Origin of the sequence: Sulfurisoma sediminicola (assembly GCF_003865015.1) — a bacterium.
In the GTDB taxonomy this organism is placed as follows: Bacteria; Pseudomonadota; Gammaproteobacteria; order Burkholderiales; family Rhodocyclaceae; genus Sulfurisoma; species Sulfurisoma sediminicola.
In genome coordinates this window covers 319,495-337,549 of sequence record NZ_BHVV01000002.1, presented here as the reverse complement: position 1 = coordinate 337,549, position 18,055 = coordinate 319,495, and the positions used below count along the sequence as shown (strand labels likewise).

General features: G+C 61.2%; 19 protein-coding genes. 12 read left to right on the top strand and 7 right to left on the bottom strand.

Going from position 1 to position 18,055, the window contains the following annotated elements:
- Positions 1-7: 7 nt before the first annotated feature.
- The 12 genes from EJE94_RS05730 (at position 8) to EJE94_RS05675 (ending at position 9,146) form a co-directional block, all read left to right on the top strand.
- The gene (locus EJE94_RS05730) at positions 8-1,042 is read left to right on the top strand and encodes an inorganic phosphate transporter (protein WP_121240485.1); all 1,035 of its coding nucleotides are present in this window, start codon (positions 8-10) and stop codon (positions 1,040-1,042) included.
- Complete coding sequence (locus EJE94_RS05725; protein WP_121240484.1) at positions 1,039-1,683, top strand: DUF47 domain-containing protein; 645 nt, start codon at positions 1,039-1,041, stop codon at positions 1,681-1,683. Before EJE94_RS05730 ends, EJE94_RS05725 begins: the two co-directional genes overlap by 4 nt.
- Before the next feature lie 169 nt (positions 1,684-1,852).
- Positions 1,853-2,539, top strand: a complete 687-nt coding sequence (locus EJE94_RS05720) for an OmpA family protein (protein ID WP_207855750.1) — start codon at positions 1,853-1,855, stop codon at positions 2,537-2,539.
- 92 nt (positions 2,540-2,631) lie between these two features.
- Entirely contained in the window at positions 2,632-2,847 is a 216-nt protein-coding gene (locus EJE94_RS05715; protein ID WP_121240482.1) for a YMGG-like glycine zipper-containing protein, read from the top strand.
- 79 nt (positions 2,848-2,926) lie between these two features.
- A complete protein-coding gene (locus EJE94_RS05710) occupies positions 2,927-3,127 on the top strand; it encodes a hypothetical protein (RefSeq protein WP_121240481.1) in 201 nt (66 codons plus the stop codon).
- A gap of 92 nt (positions 3,128-3,219) precedes the next feature.
- Positions 3,220-3,708, top strand: a complete 489-nt coding sequence (locus tag EJE94_RS05705; RefSeq protein ID WP_121240480.1) for an RcnB family protein — start codon at positions 3,220-3,222, stop codon at positions 3,706-3,708.
- Between the two features lie 201 nt (positions 3,709-3,909).
- Positions 3,910-4,224 (top strand): BON domain-containing protein, encoded by a 315-nt coding sequence (locus EJE94_RS05700; RefSeq protein WP_121240479.1) that lies wholly within the window; start codon positions 3,910-3,912, stop codon positions 4,222-4,224.
- 208 nt (positions 4,225-4,432) lie between these two features.
- The gene (locus EJE94_RS05695; RefSeq protein WP_243642534.1) at positions 4,433-5,503 is read left to right on the top strand and encodes an AI-2E family transporter; all 1,071 of its coding nucleotides are present in this window, start codon (positions 4,433-4,435) and stop codon (positions 5,501-5,503) included.
- Between the two features lie 127 nt (positions 5,504-5,630).
- Positions 5,631-5,780, top strand: a complete 150-nt coding sequence (locus EJE94_RS05690; protein ID WP_121240477.1) for a lmo0937 family membrane protein — start codon at positions 5,631-5,633, stop codon at positions 5,778-5,780.
- Between the two features lie 19 nt (positions 5,781-5,799).
- A complete protein-coding gene (locus EJE94_RS05685; RefSeq protein WP_243642533.1) occupies positions 5,800-7,572 on the top strand; it encodes a PAS domain-containing hybrid sensor histidine kinase/response regulator in 1,773 nt (590 codons plus the stop codon).
- Positions 7,569-8,393: a response regulator gene (locus EJE94_RS05680; protein ID WP_346252864.1), complete on the top strand. Its 825-nt coding sequence runs from the start codon at positions 7,569-7,571 to the stop codon at positions 8,391-8,393. Before EJE94_RS05685 ends, EJE94_RS05680 begins: the two co-directional genes overlap by 4 nt.
- A 3-nt stretch (positions 8,394-8,396) precedes the next feature.
- Positions 8,397-9,146: a Crp/Fnr family transcriptional regulator gene (locus EJE94_RS05675; protein WP_121240474.1), complete on the top strand. Its 750-nt coding sequence runs from the start codon at positions 8,397-8,399 to the stop codon at positions 9,144-9,146.
- Positions 9,147-9,251: 105 nt separating this feature from the next.
- On the opposite strand, the gene EJE94_RS05670 is transcribed toward EJE94_RS05675, so the two are convergent.
- From EJE94_RS05670 to EJE94_RS05640, 7 genes are all read right to left on the bottom strand, one after another.
- Positions 9,252-10,283: a sodium:calcium antiporter gene (locus EJE94_RS05670; RefSeq protein WP_207855749.1), complete on the bottom strand. Its 1,032-nt coding sequence runs from the start codon at positions 10,281-10,283 to the stop codon at positions 9,252-9,254.
- Positions 10,258-12,249, bottom strand: a complete 1,992-nt coding sequence (locus EJE94_RS05665) for a serine/threonine-protein kinase (protein ID WP_121240472.1) — start codon at positions 12,247-12,249, stop codon at positions 10,258-10,260. Before EJE94_RS05665 ends, EJE94_RS05670 begins: the two co-directional genes overlap by 26 nt.
- Positions 12,250-12,280: 31 nt before the next feature.
- Positions 12,281-12,637, bottom strand: coding sequence for a LapA family protein (locus EJE94_RS05660; RefSeq protein ID WP_121240471.1), 357 nt, complete (start codon positions 12,635-12,637; stop codon positions 12,281-12,283).
- 21 nt (positions 12,638-12,658) lie between these two features.
- The gene (locus EJE94_RS05655) at positions 12,659-14,437 is read right to left on the bottom strand and encodes a glycoside hydrolase family 15 protein (RefSeq protein ID WP_121240470.1); all 1,779 of its coding nucleotides are present in this window, start codon (positions 14,435-14,437) and stop codon (positions 12,659-12,661) included.
- On the bottom strand, positions 14,425-15,180 hold the full coding sequence (gene otsB, locus EJE94_RS05650) for a trehalose-phosphatase (RefSeq protein ID WP_121240666.1): 756 nt from the start codon (positions 15,178-15,180) through the stop codon (positions 14,425-14,427). Before otsB ends, EJE94_RS05655 begins: the two co-directional genes overlap by 13 nt.
- 2 nt (positions 15,181-15,182) lie before the next feature.
- A complete protein-coding gene (locus EJE94_RS05645; protein ID WP_121240469.1) occupies positions 15,183-17,414 on the bottom strand; it encodes an alpha,alpha-trehalose-phosphate synthase (UDP-forming) in 2,232 nt (743 codons plus the stop codon).
- Positions 17,415-17,692: 278 nt separating this feature from the next.
- Positions 17,693-17,989, bottom strand: coding sequence for a hypothetical protein (locus EJE94_RS05640; protein WP_124962400.1), 297 nt, complete (start codon positions 17,987-17,989; stop codon positions 17,693-17,695).
- Between the last annotated feature and the right edge of the window lie 66 nt (positions 17,990-18,055).

Below are 18,055 nucleotides of genomic sequence, written 5' to 3'. Positions count from 1 at the left end.
TGCGGCCATGGATCCGGTTTTCGTCCTCGCCGTCGCGGTGGTGCTGATCGTCCTGGTCTTCGACTACACCAACGGCTTCCACGACGCCGCCAACATCATCGCCACCGTGATCGCCTCGCGGGCGATGACGCCGGTGCAGGCCGTCCTCATCGTCGCCACCTTCGAGTTTCTCGGCCCGCTGCTCGGCGGCACCGCGGTGGCCAACACCATCGGCTCCTTCGTCGTGCTCGACGGCCTCGACCGCGTCGCGGCGCTGACCATCGTTCTCTGCGGCCTGATCGGCGCCATCGCCTGGAATCTGCTGACCTGGTGGCGCGGCATCCCCTCCTCGTCATCGCACGCGCTGGTCGGCGGGCTGGCCGGCGCGGTGGTGGTTTCGGTCGGGGCCGACCACGTGCTCTGGGGTTTCGGCGAGCTGCGGCACGGCCACATCACCGGCGTGACGAAGGTGCTGGCGGCGCTGATCCTGTCGCCGCTGATCGGCTTCTGGGTCGCCTTCGGCGTGCATCGCGTCATGATGTTCTTGCTGCGCGGCGCGCGGCCGATCATGAACCGCACTCTGAGGAACGCCCAATGGCTCACCGCGGCCGGCCTCGGCTTCTCCCACGGCGCCAACGATGCGCAGAAGAGCATGGGCATTCTGACGCTGGTGCTGCTGATCGGCGGCTTCCTCGAGACCTTCGCGGTGCCGCTGTGGGTGATGCTGGCCTGCGCGGTTTCGATGACCCTCGGCATCCTCTCCGGCGGCTGGCGCATCGTGCGCACCCTCGGTTTCGCCATCTACAAGGTGCGGCCGCTGCACGCGCTCGACTCGCAGCTGACCTCGACCGCGGTGATCCTCGCCGCCTCGGCCGTCGGCGCGCCGGTATCGACGACCCACGTCGTCGCCACCTCCATCATGGGCATCGGCGCTTCCGAGCGGCCCAGGTCGGTGCGCTGGGCCAAGGCCGGCGAGATAGTCACCACCTGGGTCATCACCATCCCCGGCGCCGCCACGGTGTCCATCGTCTTCCACTTCCTTCTGCGAATGGTGCTGCCATGAACAATGAACAGGGCAAATCCCTGCTGGCCCGAATGGTCGAGCGCGTCTTCCCGAAAACGCCGAACTTCTTCGCGATGCTCCACGAGCAGAGCCGCCAGGTGGTCCATACCGTGAGCCTGCTGGTGCGCTTCATGGAAACCGGCGACGACGCCGTCGGCGAGGCGATCCGCGAAGACGAGCACGCGGCCGACCGCGTCAAGATGGGCAACATCCACATCCTCAACGAGGCCTTCTCGACACCGATCGACCGCGAGGACATCTACCGCGCGATCACCAGCCTCGACGAGGTGGTCAACGGCTGCAAGGACGCGGTCAGCGAGATGCACGCGCTGCAGCTGGCGCCCGACGCCGTTACGCTGGAGATGGCGCACCACCTGCTCGAGGGCGTGCAGGCGCTCGAGGCCGGCTTCGCCCGGCTCGGCCGCACGCCGGCAGAAGCCGCGGCCGATGCCAACCTCGCGCGCAAGGCCGAGCGCAAGGTGGAGAAGCTCTACCGCCGCGCGCTGGCCCAGCTATTCACCGGCGACGACTACATCCACATGTTCAAGCGCCGCGAGATCTACCGCCACCTCACCAACGGCGCCGAGCGCATGGCCGCGTGCGCCAACACCCTCCACGACATCGTGGTGAAGATGGTCTGACAAAAGTCGGCACCCAGCCATCCGCGGCATGGCTGCACCGGCGACGCGTGCAAGCCGGTGCGAGCGTGTGCAATGCGCGCTAGCGCACAGAGATGGTTCCGGATTCGAGGAATGATGGCCGCAATGGCTGTCGGTATCTCGCCGCTTTCGCGGGCAGTCGGGCGCAGGAATGCAGCAGAAGGCGGCGAGAAATCCAAACTTTGAAACGGGAACAACCATGAAAACCATATTCACACGGAAGCATGTCGGCACAGCGGTGATGTGTGCCTTGGCGATGGGCGCGGCGACGGCGCAGCCCAACCCGGAGAACAATGCACTGGTCCTGGACCAGCGCAGCGGGGTGGTGAAAAGCGGGTTCGGCCTTTGCTGGCACAGCGGTACCGGCCCGGCACCGGCATCGACTGCCGAATGCGGCTCGAACTATGTCGTCCCGCCCATGGCCAGGTCCGAACCTTCGCCCAAGCCCGTGGCACAACGCGTGACGCTGGATGCCGACACGCTGTTCGACTTCAACAAGGCGGACCTGCGTCCGGCAGGGCGAGCCGCACTGGATGATTTCGTCGGCAAGACGAAGGACATCACGCCGGAAGTCATCACCGCAGTCGGCCATGCCGACCGCTTCGGCTCGGAAAGCTACAACATGGCGCTCTCCGAGCAGCGCGCAGCAGCGGTAAAGACCTATCTGATGAGCAAGGGCATCGAGTCGAATCGCATCAGCACCGAAGGCAGGGGTGAAACGCAGCCCGTGACGAAGGCCGGCGATTGTCTCGGCGCCAGGAGCACAGCCGTGACCGAGTGCTTGCAGGGCGACCGCCGCGTCGATATCGAAGTGGTGGGCAGCAGGATCGTCCGGTAATCGTTGCAGCAGGGAATCGCGAGCCCGGCAGCGCTGGTCGAAGCCAGGCAAGAAGCACCTGAAGTCCAATGTTCGACAAAGAGGTAAGCCAAATGAGAACGATACGGAAATATGCAGTCAGTGCAGTTGCCGCGGCAGCGCTGTTTGGCCTCGCCGGCTGTTCCGGGATGTCCACACAGGACAAGAACACGGCCATCGGCGCCGGCGCCGGTGCCGTCGCAGGCGCTGTTCTTACGGGTGGCAGCACGGCTGGAACCGTGGGCGGTGCAGCCGTTGGCGGCATCATCGGCCACGAAGTCGGAAAGTAATGACATCCCCCTGCGCCGGCGAAAGCCGGCGGCACGGTCACCCCGGGATTCCGGGGAAGCGAAGCACAAGGAGATCCAGATGAAGAAATATCGTGAGGCGCTCGGCGTATTCCTGGCCACGGGCGCGATGCTGGCGGCACTCACCGCCTGCCAGCAACAGGAGGGGCCGGCGGAGCGCGCCGGCAAGGATGCCGACAAGGCCATCGAGAAGGTCGGCCAGCAGATCGAGAAGGCCGGCGAAAACATCCAGGACGCGGCGAAGGGCGAGAAGAAGAAGTGAGCCGCGTACGCGCGGCGACAAAAATCGGCGCTGGCGACACGGCGAGTATCTGAACAGCTTGCCGATCCAGACAAACCTACCGGAGATCCAACATGAAACCAGCTTTCCCGACAACAATTCTGGCGCTTGCGATGGCGGGCATCCTGGCGGCAGGCCCCGTCATGGCCGACAAGGGCAACAAGGGCAATAGCGGCAATCAACGGAACGAGCACCGCGATGACGACAGAAAATCGAAGGGCGACAACGACCGCCATGCCTCCGGAAGCAATCGCCACTTCGAGGAGCGGCAGCAGGTGCTGGTGCGTGAATACTACGTCGAGCATTACCGCGGCCGCAGCTGCCCGCCGGGCCTGGCGAAGAAGCACAACGGCTGCATGCCGCCGGGCCTGGCGAAGAAATGGAAGGTCGGACATCCTTTGCCGCGCGAGGTCATTTTTTACGACGTGCCGCAGCCGCTCGTGATGCAGATCGGCCCGCCACCGTCCGGCCATCGCTACGTGCGCGTCGCCGGCGACATACTGCTGATTGCGATTGGAACGGGGGTGGTCGTCGATGCGATCAACGATCTCGGCGGGATGTAAGCCATCGCGTCAGTTCGGCAACGTGAACGCGAACCCATCGGCGACGCCTGCACGAACCGCGGCGCTATGTACGGCAACGCACCGACGGCAACGCGCCTTGTGACTATGTTCGATTGCAGGGTTCGACACAAACTGCGCAGGGCGCCTTGTTCGAAACCGAAAAGGCAATTCCCGTTCCGCACCCATTCTGGAGATTCGATCATGAAACAACTACACAAGTATCTTTCCGCGCTGTTCCTGGCCTTTACGCTGGTATTCGTGGTGGGTTGCGCGTCGACATCGACGCAAGAGGGGACCGGCGAGTACGTCGACGACAGCGTCATCACCACCAAGGTGAAGGCGGCCATCTTCGACGAGCCCACCTTGAAGGTCTCCGAGATCAATGTCGAGACCTTCAAGGGCGTTGTGCAGCTGAGCGGCTTCGTGAGTTCGAGTGTTGCGGCAAACAAGGCGGTCGCGTTGGCAAAAGGCGTCCCCGGCGTGAAGTCCGTCAAGAACGACATGCGGGTGAAGTAGTCAACGGCATCCCGTCGGGCACTGCCGGACCCGGAGTCCGGCAGTGCCCGCGGGGCCTCCACCCCGTCGCAATTCATCCGGTGAGTGTCTGCACATGACAGCGATCGCAACTACCGGGCCGGCAGCCCCAGCGGGCAATCAGCCACCGGCGGACCTCGCGCCGACCGCGTCGCATTCCATGGGTCCGGAGCCGACATCGGGGCGGAACATGGCGCTGTTCATCCTCGCCGCCTTCGCCGTGGTGTTCGCCCTGGACTGGGCACAGAGCTTCGTTGTATCCCTGCTGCTGGGGATCCTTTTCGCCTATACCCTGAATCCCCTCGTCGCCTGGCTCGAACGGCTCCGCATTCCGCGCCTGGCGGGAACCGGTGTCGTGATGACGGGGATCGTCTGCGCGATCGTTCTGGGGACCAACTCCCTGAGTGGGCAGATACAGACCATCCTCGATCAGGTGCCGGAAGCGGTTGGCCGACTGTCGGTCGGCATCGCCAAACTGCGTCAAGGCGAGACCAGTACCATGCAGAAAATGCAAGCCGCCGCGAGCCAGATCGAGAAGGCGACCAGCGAGGCGGCAGGGCTGGCTTCGCCGCCGAAGCAGCGTGTGACTCGCGTCGTCATCGACACGCCCGGCTTCAAGCTGGGCAATTTCCTGTGGGCGAACTCCATGGGCGCCGCAGCACTGATCGGACAGGCCAGCATGGTGTTTTTCCTGACCTTCTTTCTGCTGCTGTCCGGCGACAGTTACAAGCGAAAGCTGGTGCGCCTGGCAGGCCCCTCGCTGTCGCAGCGGAAAGTCACCGTGCGCATCCTCGACGACATCGACGAATCGATACAGCGCTACATGTTCATGCTGCTGGTCACCAACCTGCTGGTAGCGCTGCTGACCTGGATCGCCTTGAGCTGGCTCGGGCTCGAAAACGCCGGCGCCTGGGCCGTGGCCGCCGGCCTGCTGCACCTGGTTCCCTACCTCGGCCCCATCGTTACCGCCGTCGTCATCGGCATGGCGGCATTCATGCAGTTCGATACGCTTTCGATGATGCTGCTGGCTGGCGGGACGTCATTGGCGATCGCCACGGTGGTCGGTCACTTCGTGACGACCTGGATGACGGGAAGGATCGCCAGGATGAACACCGCAGCGGTATTCGTCTCGCTGCTGTTCTGGGCCTGGCTGTGGGGCGTCTGGGGCATGCTGCTGAGCATTCCGATCATCGTGATTGTCAAAGTGGTGGCGCAGCACGTGGAGCAGTTCGGAGCGGTTGCCGAGTTGCTGGGGGACTAGGCGCTTTCGTCGCGCGAACCCGCATGTGCGCTACCGCACGGACTGCCTGACCGATTGGGCGGAAACTCCGATTCATTCCTCGCAGCCAGAGGACGAGAACCGAATACCCTTTCAAAGAGGCCCTCCCATGCTCTACACAATCGCCGTAATCCTCATCGTCCTGTGGCTCCTCGGCCTGGTGACTTCATACACGCTGGGCGGCTTCATCCACATCCTGATCGTGATCGCCATCGTCGTGGTCCTGCTCAGGATCATCGAAGGGCGCAAGATCCTCTGACCCGGCCGGGCTCGTTCCGGTGCAGGATCTCGTCATTCCCGGTCGCGGACCCGACAGGTCCCTGGTTCCTTGTACACTTTTCAGGAAGTCAGTCATGCCCGAAACTCGAACCATCGAAAGGCACCGCCAGGAAACCCTGCTCAAGACCGGGGCCCTGCAGCACGCGATTTTCAACAGCGCGAATTTCTCCTGCATTGCCACCGACGCGAAGGGCGTGATCCAGATCTTCAATGTCGGCGCCGAGCACATGCTGGGCTACGCGGCGGCCGACGTCCTCAACCAGATCACGCCGGCCGACATTTCGGACCCGCAGGAAGTGATCGCGCGCGCCGCGGCGTTGAGCGTCGAGCTGTCGACGCCGATCTTGCCGGGCTTCGAGGCATTGGTCTTCAAGGCCTCGCGCGGCATCGAGGACATTTATGAATTGACCTATATCCGCAAGGACGGCAGCCGCTTGCCGGCGGTGGTGTCGGTCACGGCGCTGCGCGACGCGGCGGATGCCATCATCGGCTACCTGCTGATCGGCACCGACAACACCGCGCGCAAGCAGGTCGAAGCCGAGCGGGCACAGCTCGATCAGGCCCTGCAGGATCGGAATGCCGAGCTGGAGACCGCGAAGTCCCTGGCGGAAAAAGCCAATCTGGCGAAATCGGATTTCCTTTCCAGCATGAGCCATGAACTGCGCACGCCGCTCAATGCGATCCTCGGTTTCACCCAGCTCCTTGAATCCGGCACGCCGCCGCCAACGCCCGCCCAGCAGCGCAACCTCGAGCAGATTCTCAAGGCGGGGTGGTACCTGCTGGAACTGATCAACGAAATTCTCGATCTGGCGCTGATCGAGTCGGGCAAGGCGACGCTGTCGCACGAACCGGTCTCGCTGGCCGAAGTCATGCTCGAGTGCCGGGCCATGGTGGACCCGCAGGCACAGAAACGCGGCATCGCCATGACGTATCCGCATTTCGAGTTTCCCTACTTCGTCAGCGCCGACCGGACCCGGGTCAAACAGGTTCTGATCAACCTGCTTTTCAACGCCATCAAGTACAACAAGCCGGAAGGCACGGTTACGGTGGAATACATACCGAGTCCTCCTGATTCCATCCGCATCAATATCCGGGACACCGGCAGGGGTCTGGCGCCGGAACAACTGGCGCAGCTTTTCCAGCCCTTCAATCGTCTCGGCAAGGAAGTCGGCGCGGAGGAAGGCACCGGCATCGGCCTGGTGGTGACCAAGCGGCTGGTCGAACTGATGGGGGGCACCATCGGGGCGGATAGCGCCGTCGGGGCAGGAAGCGTGTTCTGGTTCGAGTTGAGCCTGACGACCGCGCCAGTGCTTGCAATGCAGGAGGTCGCGCATGCGGCGCTGTCGCTGCCGCGGGTATCCGATGGCGCGCCGCGCCGCACGGTTCTCTATGTGGAAGACAATCCGGCCAACCTCGAACTGGTCGAACAACTGATTGCGCGCCGGCCGGACCTGCGGCTGCTTTCCGCGGCGGATGGCAATCTCGGCATCGAGTTTGCGCGCGTCTATCAGCCGGCAGCCATTTTGATGGACATCAACCTGCCCGGCATCAGCGGGCTCGAAGCCATGAAAATCCTGCGCGCGGACCCGACAACGGCGCATATTCCAATTATCGCGCTCAGCGCCAACGCGGTGCCCCATGATATCGAGAAGGCGCTTCAGGCCGGATTCTTCGACTATCTCACCAAACCGATCAAGGTCCCCCAGTTCATGGATACGCTGGACATGGCATTGAAAGTACCAGGCCCCGCCGTTAACAAGGAACCCGCATGATGCTTGCCGAGTCCGAGATTCTCAACGCCAGCATCCTGATCGTCGACGACCAGGAGTCGAATGTCATTCTGCTGGAACAAACGCTGCGTGAAGGCGGCTACACTCGCGTTGCCTCGACCATGAATCCGCAGGAGGTCTGCGCGCTGCATCGGGAAAACGCCTACGACCTGATCCTGCTCGATCTGCAGATGCCCGGCATGGACGGATTCCAGGTCATGGAAGGCCTCAAGACCAACGATGCCGACGCCTACCTGCCGGTCCTCGTGGTCACCGCGCAACCCGGCCACAAGATGCGCGCCTTGCAGGCGGGCGCGCGGGATTTCATCAGCAAACCCTTCGACCTGGTCGAAGTCAGGACGCGCATCCGCAACATGCTCGAGGTGCGGCTGCTGTACAAGAAGCTGGAGAATTACAGCAAGGAACTGGAACAGAAGGTGCAGGAGCGCACCGCCGAACTGCGCGAAAGCGAAGCCCGCTTTCGCAGCCTGACCGAACTGGCCTCCGACTGGTACTGGGAACAGGACGAGAACGGCAACTTCACCAAGGTCTCCGGCCCGGTTCTCGAGATGCTCGGCATCCGCGTCGGCACCTTGCAGGAAGAGGGGAACGATGTTCGGGCGACTGGATGGAACGAGGCGGAGCGGGAGCTGCTGCAGGAAAGGATTGCCGCCCGCCAGCCCTTCCTCGATTTCGTCTTCAGCCGCGTGAATGCCGATGGCTCGCGGCAGCAATTCCGGGTGAGCGGCGAGCCGATGTTCAACCAGGCGAGCCGGTTCATCGGTTACCGCGGCATCGGCGTGGAACTCACTGCAAAGAACTAGGACATGGCGATTCCGTCGCTCCATAGCCCGAACCGGAACCATCTGCTCGCCGCGCTGCCCCCGGCGGAATTCGAAGCCCTGGCCGCAAATCTGGAGCCAGTCCCGCTGCCGCTCGGCAAGACGCTCTACGAACCCGGCACACAGTTGCAGCACGCCTATTTCCCCACCACCGCGATCGTGTCGCTGCACTATGTCATGGAGTCCGGCGCATCGGCCGAAACCGCAGGGGTGGGCAACGAGGGCGTCGTCGGCATTTCGCTGTTCCTGGGCGGAAACACCACGTCAAGCTCTGCCGTGGTCCAGACCGCGGGCCACGCCTACCGGCTGGAGCGCCGCGTGCTGATGCAGGAATTCGACCGCGCCGGCTCGCTGCAGCGCCTGCTGCTGCGCTACACCCAGGCGCTGATAACCCAGATGGCGCAGACCGCCGCCTGCAACCGGCACCATTCCGTGGAACAGCAACTCTGCCGCTGGCTGTTGCTGACACTGGACCGACTGCCTTCCAACGAGTTGGTCATGACGCAGGAACTGGTCGCCAGCATGCTCGGCGTACGCCGCGAAGGCATTACCGAGGCGGCGGGAAACCTGCAGCGCGCCGGCTTCATCAGTTACCGCCGCGGCCACATATCAGTGCTCGATCGGGCCGGTCTGGAAACCCGCGCGTGCGAATGCTACGCCGTGGTCAAAAAGGAATTGGCGCGCTTGCTGTCCGATGCCGAATATTGCCGAGGCACTTCGGCGATCGTCCGATAGCGCCCTTGACGAGATAGCCACCTGGTTGGCAGCTTCGTCCGGTTCTCGGCCATTGCAGTCGTTGGGGAACAATACCGGCTAAGTCAGCAGCCAATCAATTACCGGTCATCGTGGCACCAAAAAGTCAGAGGATGCGAACGACAGGTAACCGATCCGAAACCCGTCACTCACACCGAGCAGATCGGATCGCTCAATGTGGGCAATTGCCAACGTCACCACAACGAACGTAGCGTAAAGAGTAATCAACATTACGCCACGTACTCGCGGAATCGCTTCGTTGGCGTTGGGAATCAGGAGCAGTAATCCCGCGATCCCAAAGGCGACTGCAACAAATAGTTCGCGGGTCGCGATGGTCGCCGGGTAGATGGACGTGGCGACCCCAACGATGGCAAGACCATTGAACAGATTGCTGCCGATCAGTGTTCCGATACCTATCTCGTCGTGGCCACGCATGCGAGCCAGCACGACGGTTACCAACTCAGGTAACGACGTCCCCACAGCGACCACTGTTGCCCCGATGACATAGGTGTCGATGCCAAGCGTAATTGCCATGCCCGTCGCCCCTGTCACGAACAAGCGGCCGGCCACGATGAGCGCAATCAGTCCGCCAATGCCAAAGACGAGGGTCTGACCGACCGAATACGGAACATCTTCGACATTCACGAGTGTTCTGTTCGCGGCCCCGGCACGAATCACCACCGCCATCCACCCGGCAAAAATCAACAGCAGCAGGCCGCCATCGAAACGCGAGAGCATTCCATCGTAGGCCAACAGGAACATGATCAGGGGCACAGCAATTGCCAGTGCAAAGTCGCGGCCGAACTCGGCTGCCTTGGCGTGGATGGGGCCGAAGAGTAATGCCAGGCCGAAGATCAGGGCAACGTTGACCACGTTGCTGCCAAGAGCATCGCCAAGCCCAATTTCCGGCTTGCCGGAGAGCGCGGCCAATGTCGATACCGTCAGTTCCGGGCTTGAAGTGGCAAACGCCGCCAAGGTCGTCGCAACGAGCAGCTTGGGGACGCGCAGCCAGTAGGCTGCACCCAATACGCCGCGCAGAAAGCCATCTCCGCCCAGCCCCACCAGGACTGCTGCAACGATCACTGTCGCCAGATCACTGCCAAGGATGGACATGGCCATTACTTACTGGTTGTCTTGCCATATATCGACTAAGCGCCTCCGCCAAATGGGCGCACGATGACCATCGCTCCGCTTTCCGATTCGACATGGCTTTCCCGATAATGCCGGCGAGCGCATCATTATTAATAGAGCCCGGATCGGGAATTGGATGACCATTCAGGTCGTCAAGGTTTCCGATGTCGGGAATCAGTTCCTTGCCCGTCACAAGAAAATAACCGATGGCGCCAACGGAATACACATCCCCCCGAATATCAGTGTCTTCCGGATTCTTGATTCGTTCCGGCGCCATGTAGCCCAAAGTCCCCATCAGGCTCATGTCCTGCGTCAGATGCATCCGATCCTTCTCGGTAAGGGATTTGGCAAAGCCAAAATCAATCAGTTTGATTTGCGGCGCCCCGTCAGCAGTTTCCTGGACAAGAATGTTCTCCGGCTTGAGGTCGCGATGCGTAATGCCCCGGTCGTGCATATACTGCACTGCGTCGCAGACCTGCTTCAGTATTTCGCATGCCAGCCACTCTGCCACCGGCCCCCCGTTTTCCACAAGTCGCCCTAATGGATGGCCATCGATAAGTTCCATCACATAGTAGGGGCGGCCATCCTCACAGTAATCAGCATCGAACACCGAGACAATGCGAGGATGGTTCAGCAAAGCGAGCAGCCGTGCTTCGCGCTCGAAGCGGGTCTCCAGCTCTTCTCGCAATTGTCCCTTCATGATCTTGACTGCTACTGGTTTCTCCAGCCCATCATGTACTCCTTCGTAGACATCGGCCAAACCGCCTTCCCCGATCTTCTTTGAGAGTCGGTAACTTCCTATCCGATTTCCCTCTGTTATCGGTACGAATCGCCGCCATAGCAGTGGCGGCAACAATGGTCCAACGAACACTGCGAAGGCAAGGGTCAGTAGCAAGATGAGGAGATTGGTGTTTACAAATGCTATGGGTGCGTACGCCTCGACTTCTGCCATTTCTATGGCAATGCCAAGATCCAGAGAGGGCAACCACTGCCAAGCACCAATGACAGGCGTTCCGACATAGTTCAGATAGGGCTTCAGCATCGTTCCCTGAAACTCAGCAGAGGAAGATTTTGCCTTCGCGATTGCCTGACCTACCAGTGCCGTCAAAGGCATGTGTGGCGAAAAGCCGACCGCGGGCAAGTATTCCCGCAATGGCATCACACCGGGCGACAGCGCCCCGCCGGCATCCATTAGCCCGATTTCCTTTAGTCGTGACTCAAAACGACTCGGCGACAGCAGCATTCCCTTCGAGTTGAACGCATAGGTCTCCCCAGTATCTCCTGGGCGTGTCACTTCAAGCGTGTGGGCAAATCGCCTCGTGGCATAGCGCCCAAGACTCAGGACAGCCAGAACCTTGCCTTCGCGGCTCTTCACTGGTGCAGCGGTCCAGATTACCGACAGCATTCTTCGTTCCGCTGTCATTCCGGGTAACCGATCTTGCTCGAGCGTGGGCCCAATAAAAACACTGCCACCATCGAACGCCGGTTTGAGGCGGGCGAGATACTCCGGCGATAACTTGGTTCCGACCAATTCCGGAACCAGAGAAGCAATCAACGTTCCGTCAGGGGCGACGATATTGGCAGCGGCCAAGCGAAGGTCTTCGATGGCGGGCGCTATGCGATCGAGAAACATTGCCTCTTCTTTGGAGTTATCGCCAGATGCAGCCCCACCCAATCGGTGACGATCCAATAGCTTCCCGGTTACGGCGATGATTGACGGATCTTTGGCCCATTGAGTCGTATCCGCTCGCTTTTCTTCAGCCCAGATCAGGAGTGCCTCGGACTGGGTGGCAAGAAGACTACTCAGGAGTGTTGCGCGAGCATGCTTGACGGCCTGCTGCACATTCAGAAAGGACCATGCCGCAGCCACGGATGCGACAAGGACCACCAGAATCGCCAGAAGGGCATTGCGGCGGGTGAGTTCAGAAAGCCAGGCAAAGACTCTTGGCTGCATGGGTGAGGTTCTCTATCGATCGACCGCAGCCTTATGGCAAATCCTTGGATTCAATCTTGGACGGCGACTCGTCGACATCGATCAATCTCCCCGAGGATGCTGTCGTCTTCTCCAATTCGAGACGTGAGCGCAGATCGCGAATTTCGGCCTGCAGGCGCTCGATCTCGATTCGCTGTTGTCGGCGGTCCCAGCGCTGCCGCAAACTGGCCGGCGTGCCGATCAATGCCATGCACGCGACACCAAGAGCGAAGGTTGTGACCAACACTACCGCCAATGAGCTTTCGAAGCGCCATGTCAGGAAGGCCACCGTCGTAGTTACGCTGTTCTGAACGGCGAACAGCGCCACGAGTATGGCGAGCAGGGAGGCAATCAGTACGGTCAGGCGCATTCTCGTTTCCTCTTGAGATTGTCAGAAGGCTTGGTCCCAGCGGATCGAGAGCCGTATGGCGGCGTTGATCAGCCCGACCATGCTGTAGGTCTGCACGAAGTTCCCCCACTGCTCTCCACCACGGGGATCGATGTGTTCCGCCAGCAGTCCGTGACGATTACGACAGGCCAGCAGCTTCTCGAACAATTCACGCGCTTCTTCGCGACGATCCAGTGCAGCCAGCGCATTGACATACCAGAAGGTGCAGACGAGGAAGGCGTTTTCCGGTTCGCCGAAATCGTCCTTTTCCACATAGCGAAATATGAAGTCGCCATGGCGCAGGTCCTTCTCGACAGCGCTGACCGTTGCCGCAAAGCGCGGATCGGCGGCATCGAGGAAACCGACCTCGGCCAGCAGGAGCAGGCTTGCATCCATCGTTTCGCCTTCGAAGGTCGATACGAATGAGCCGCGTGATGCGCTCCAGGCGCGTCGGATGATCATCTCGCTCATTTGGCGAGCGCAGCTGACCCAATATGTGGCGCGCTCCTCCAGTCCCAACTGGCCGGCGATTCGCCCAAGGCGATCGCACGCGGCCCAGCACATGACGGCCGAAAAGGTATGCACGCGGGCGCTGCCGCGCAGTTCCCAAAGCCCGGCATCCGGCTGGTCGTAGCAGCGTCGGGCTTGCTCGCCCAAGAGCTCGAGCCGTCTGAACAGGGCTTCGTCGCCACGCCGGGTCAGGCGCTGGTCGAAGAACACATGGGTCGCAGCAAGAATGGCCGAACCATAGACATCATGCTGGATCTGGCGATAGGCCTGGTTGCCGATGCGTACCGGCCCCATGCCGCGATAACCGCTCAGCGATGGCACCTCACGCTCGTCGAGCTCCGCCCGACCGTCGATGCCGTAGACCGGCTGTAGCGAACCGCCAGCGGAATTGGCGGCAATGTTGATGATGTAGCCGAGATAGCGTTCCATGGTGCGGGTCGCGCCCAGACGGTTTAGGGCGTTCACCACGAAATAGCCATCACGCAGCCAGCAGTAGCGATAGTCCCAGTTGCGGCCGCTGCCTGCTGCCTCCGGTATGGAGGTGGTCATGGCCGCGATAATGGCGCCAGTGTCGTCGTAGGCGTTGAGCTTGAGCGTAATGGCCGCGCGGATGACCGCCTGCTGCCATTCGAATGGTATGCCGAGGAAACGCACCCACTCGTGCCAATATTGCGATGTCTCCTCGAGGAAGCGGCGCCCCACCTCGCCAGCGGCTTCGTGCACGGTCTCGTCGGCACCCAGCAGCAGAGTCACCGTATCCTCAAGAAAGAATGCCGTTTCCTGCATGATTGCCGTCAGCGAGGCGTCGGTCGTCAGGCGCAGCGTGAGTCCGGGGGCAACGTAGCGAATGTGATTGCTGCCCCAAGTTACGTCCGGGCGCGATGCGCCGTTACTGCTGGCGGGGCGCAGGCGCAGCGTCAGGCGGGGGCTGCCGGACAGCCGCCGGATGCGCCGGACCAGCATCGTTGGACGGAACATGCGGCCGTACTGGCCAAAACGGGGAGCAAAATCGGTGACCTCCACCACGCCGCCATGGCAGTCATATAGACGCGTGACCAGGATTGCCGTGTTCTCGAGATAGTGTTGTTCGGTACGTTCGCAATCCGCGAGGTCCACAGCGGAAAAGCCAAAATCTTCCGACTCGCGGAGGAGCGAACAGAAGACCGGATCGCCATCAAACCGGGGGAAACAGCCCCAGACGATGCTGGCCCGCGCATCGACAAGCGCGCCCACCGTACAGTTGCCGATCAACGCCAAGTCTAGGTTCTGCATTCCCATCCTTTCATGGCAGTCGCCAGCCAACTCCTGACTGCTGCGACGTTGGGCAGACGGAAGCGGGCGCAACTCGCAGCATTTCCCACTTTGATCGATATTCCGTCGAGTCGGTTAACCTCGGAGAATCCGTGCTCATCGTTGAGGTCGTCACCGATGAATACGGGAGTACGCCCCAGGAAGGGTGGCTCACGCATGTATTCGGCGATGGCTGTGCCCTTGTCGATGCCCGCGGGTTTTACTTCGACCACGCGCTTCCCTCGCTGCAATTCGAGTCCTTCGCCGGTCGTTGATACGAGTCGGGTCATCAAGCGATGTGCATAGCCTGCCAGGTGCGGTGCCAGCCGGTAGTGAAGTGCGAGTGTCAGTCCCTTGTCCTCCAGCAACAATTCCGGATGTCGGACAAGCGCCGGTGCCAGCGCCTCCTTGATCGCGCACTTTGCTGCCGGTGGCGCGGCGTGTATCCACAGGCGTCCGGCCATATCACGGCGCTCGAGGCCATGCTGCCCCGCCATGGGAAGGCGTGGCAAGCCAAGCAACGCGTCAAGGTCGGTCAGCGAGCGGCCGCTGACCAGCGCCACCGCTCCGGTACTGCGACGGTACAGTTGCGCAATCAGATCGAGCAGGCAGGTGTCGACCTTCACATCGGCAGGTGTCTCGGCGATCTCCAGCAGAGTGCCATCGACATCGAGGAAAAAGGCCCAATCCGGCGATGGCGATGGTGGGGTGGCAGCGCGGCCCATGGTCATGCCGTCCTGGCACCGCCCGAACCCACCAATCGATTGCGTCGTCGCATGGCGGCAGCGTCGAGCAGCATGCGGCCGGCCCAGCGGAAGACGTTGAATTCGGCAACCAATCCGCGCATCAGTCGCATGCGGTCCCGCTGTTCGGTATCCGGCATGGTCAGCGCCATGTGCAATGCGGCGGCACACTGGTCGGCGTCGTAGGGGTTGACGATCAAGGCCTCGGGCAATTCCCGTGCAGCGCCGGTGAATTGAGAGAGGATGAGGACGCCGCGCTCGTCATCGCGTGCCGCTACGAATTCCTTGGCGACCAGATTCATGCCATCGTGGAGGCTGCTGACGAAGCAAAAATCGGCCGCGCGGAAATACTCATAGACTTCGCTTGGCTCGTGGTGTTCGACCTTTAGAACAATGGGCGGCGGGCCCCGGCGCTCGAAGCGGCCGTTGATGCGCGTTGCCATCGCCCGCACCTGCGCCTCATGGTGCTGGTACTCATCGATGCCTGAGCGCGTCGGCGCGGCAATCTGGATAAAGGTGAAGCGACCGACCCATTCCGGATTCAGTTCCAGCAATCGTTCGATGGCATGAAAACGCTCCACGATACCCTTGGTGTAGTCGAGGCGGTCCACCCCGATTCCACACTTGTGTTCCGCTGGCAAGCCCTCTTTCTGGCGTATATCGGCCCGGCAGGTCGGTACCTCCTTTTGCACCATTTCATGTTCGGGTGGCCAGGCAATCGAGATCGGATAACGGCGGACTGCCGTCAGCTTTCCGCCATAGGACACGTTGAATGATTCGCGGTCGACCCTCGCCTCCAGCAGGCGGTCGACGGTATCGACGAAGTTGTTGCAGTGGAATTGCGTGTGAAATCCGAGGATGCTGCTGCCCAACATTCCAGCGATCACCTCTTCTCCCCACGGGCAGATGGCGAAGGACTCTGGATTGGGCCAGGGGATGTGCCAGAAGGTGATGACCGTGGCTTCCGGTAGCTCCTCGCGAATCATCTTGGGCAGCAAGGCGAAGTGATAGTCCTGGACGAGGACGATGGGATCTTTCGTCTTTGACTCGCTCACGACGGCCTTGGCGAACTTGCGGTTGACGGCGACATACTGTGCCCAGTCGCCCGATCGGAATATCGGACGGACATGGGCGATATGGCAGAGCGGCCAGAGCCCTTCGTTGGAAAACCCATAGTAGTACCCGGCTTCCTCTTCGGGAGTGAGCCACACGCGGCGGATCTTGTACGCGGGGGTCTCCGGCGGGACGGCGATGCGGTCATGCTTGTCGACAACCTCGCGATCGGCGGATCCGCTCCCGTGGGCTATCCACGTGCCGGAGCAGGCGCGCATGATGGGCTCGAGAGCGGTGACCAAACCGCTCGCCGGTCGTTGAACATCGATGTGGTCGCCCCGCCGCTGGTGAATGTAGGGCTCACGATTGGATACCACGATAACATCCTCGCCGCGGAGTTCACCATGGAGAATCGCGCGCAGCGCTTCCGGCGTCCAGGTGATCTGGCTTTCGTCGCGTGCGCGTGTCTCTGCCTCCAGTTCGCGGATCAGCAGTTGCAGATCACGGGCAATGGGCTTGAATTCCGGCAGGGCCGGCTGTGATCCTGCCGCCGGCTGGCGCAGCAGTCCCTCCCCGCGAAGCAGGGATCGCATACCGGCCATCCAGCCACGCCACGACAACTGGGCGATGATGACCGTGATCAACGATACGACCACCGCCAGTCCCATGAAGAGGTAGAAGACGTAGCGTTTGGTCTCTTCGCTACGCCGCGTGACGAAACTCATGTCATGGATAAGAACAAGCTTGCCGGCTGGCGCGGCTTCACTCGTCATGGCCTTGACTGCAACATGTAGTGGTCCCTGGGCACTGGCAAGCAGGTGATCGCCAGGCAATTCCCAGCGCCCCAGGTCGGCACAGCCTATTTCTTCGGGAAGTGAGCGGCTAGCCACTGCCTTGACTTGGGGTGAAGCACAGTAGCCGACCGCGTAAAGCCGCTCGTCCTGGGTGATACGAGTGAAAAACTCACCGATCTTTGCCTTCTTACCGGCCGCCAGCTGTTCCTGCAAAGGCTCCTGAATAGTGTTGGCGATCAGGGATGAACGTATATCGAGATCGCGTACGAACCAGCGCAAGGTCATCTGATCGACCAGTGGTGAAATCGAATAGGCAATTCCCGCCAAGACAAGCATCAGCGGGAGAACGAAGCGCAGGGAAAGTCGCATAGGACAGTTCCTTTGAATTGGAGGGCATCACAGTCGATGCCCTTGTTACGATGACTTGCTCTCAGCTTTGCCCCTGCGCGCCACTGGCGAGCAGGAATCCCTGAGAGAAAAAATGGGCGGCACAGGAAAGGATGCTTCCAATGCCGCCCCAAACTCTCCTCCTCTGGAGATCAAGAAATGTTGCACAAGTTCCAACGGTGAATTTGGCGGATCCACTCTTCCAGTCGCATCAGTCTTGCTACTGGGATGTTCTGTTGGCGCATGCAGCGCCGAGACGTTCATTGCTTTGCCGAACGTGCGCGATGCGTAATCGCATCGATTGCATAGAACCAGTACCAGACGATGATGGCGACAATCCCAGCCCAAATGAGAATTGGCAAGCCCAGCCAAAGTATTAGTGGCATTCCCACAAGCGCACTACCAATCCAGATATAGATCCGACCGAAGGACTCGGTATAGGCGGAAGGGTTGGGCAAGGGGCGGTTATCCCAATCCGAGATCAAGTCGAGCCGATTCCGGTAGCGCATTTGCCAGCCGCGCCAGATACCCATCAATCCGAAAATGATGGTTGCCACAGATGCTATCCATTGCATTCCCTGTCCCTGCATTTTGTCTCTCCCAAAGTACCTTCGCCTTGTCGT